General features: G+C 71.1%; 2 protein-coding genes. Both read left to right on the top strand.

What is annotated here, in order from left to right:
• Nucleotides 1–605, top strand: a 605-nt coding sequence (locus tag G6019_RS16220; protein WP_182628040.1) for an SDR family oxidoreductase, incomplete at its 5' end; no start/stop codon positions are given.
• 39 nt (nt 606–644) lie between these two features.
• Nucleotides 645–1,154, top strand: a complete 510-nt coding sequence (locus G6019_RS16215) for an SRPBCC family protein (protein WP_182613717.1) — start codon at nt 645–647, stop codon at nt 1,152–1,154.
• Nucleotides 1,155–1,164: the final 10 nt, after the last annotated feature.

Below are 1,164 nucleotides of genomic sequence, written 5' to 3'. Positions count from 1 at the left end.
CGGCCGCCGAGCACGGAGACGGGCTCGACGGCGTGGTGGCGTGCGCCGGGGGCAGCGAGACCATCGGACCCCTCACCCAGACCGACACGGAGGCCTGGAAGCGGACCGTCGACCTCAATGTCAACGGCATGATGTACACGCTCAAGCACTCCGCTCGCGCCCTGGTCGCGAAGGGCGGCGGCTCGTTCGTGGCCATCTCGTCCATCGCCGCGAGCAACACCCACCGCTGGTTCGGCGCCTACGGCGTGACCAAGTCCGCGGTGGACCACCTGGTCCGTCTTGGCGCGGACGAGCTCGGCGCCAGCCGGGTGCGGGTCAACGCCATCCGGCCGGGGCTCATCGAGACCGACCTGGTGGCACCGGTCCTCGACGACCCCGCGCTCTCGGAGGACTACCGCGTGAGCACGCCGCTGCCCCGCGTCGGCAGGGTCGGCGACGTCGCCAACCTGGCGACCTTCCTCCTCGCCGACGAGTCGGAGTGGATCACCGGCCAGGTGATCAACGTCGACGGCGGGCAGATGCTGCGCCGCGGCCCGGACTTCTCGCCCATGCTGGAGCCGCTCTTCGGCGCCGACGGCCTGCGCGGGGTCGCGACCGGGCACTAGCCCCGCACACGGTTCTGATGCCAGACGAGAGGAGCGGCGATGCCGACCATGCACCCCTGTGAACCGGTGGACGTCCACTACACGGACACCGCGAGGTTCCGCTTCACCAACAGCGTGGCGATCCCCGCCTCGCCGCGGCAGGTGTTCGAGATCTTCGTCGACGCCGACGCGTGGCCCCGCTGGGCGGGAGTGATCACGAAGGTGGTCTGGACCAGCGAACCCCCCTACGGCGTGGGCACCACCCGTACCGTGCACATGCTGGGCGGGCTGGTCGGCGACGAGGAATTCCTGGCATGGGAGCCCGAACGACGGATGGCCTTCCGCTTCAACGCCAGCTCCACCAAGGGGATCCACGCGTTCGCCGAGGCCTACGACATCGAGCCCACCGACGGCGGCTGCCGCCTCACCTGGACTCTGGCGATGCACGGCAACGCGGTGACCGACCTCTCGATCGCGGCGGCGCAGCCGGTGATGACCCTGCTGTTCCGCCGTTTCCTCCGCCGCCTGTCCGCGCTGGCGGCCGAGCGGTACCCGGGCGCGTCCGGGTAGCCGCGGGGGG

It is taken from the genome of Dietzia sp. DQ12-76 (assembly GCF_014145045.1).
Lineage (GTDB): Bacteria > Actinomycetota > Actinomycetes > Mycobacteriales > Mycobacteriaceae > Dietzia.
The sequence above is the reverse complement of the archived record's forward strand: the minus strand, read 5'-3'. Positions and strand labels throughout refer to the sequence as shown.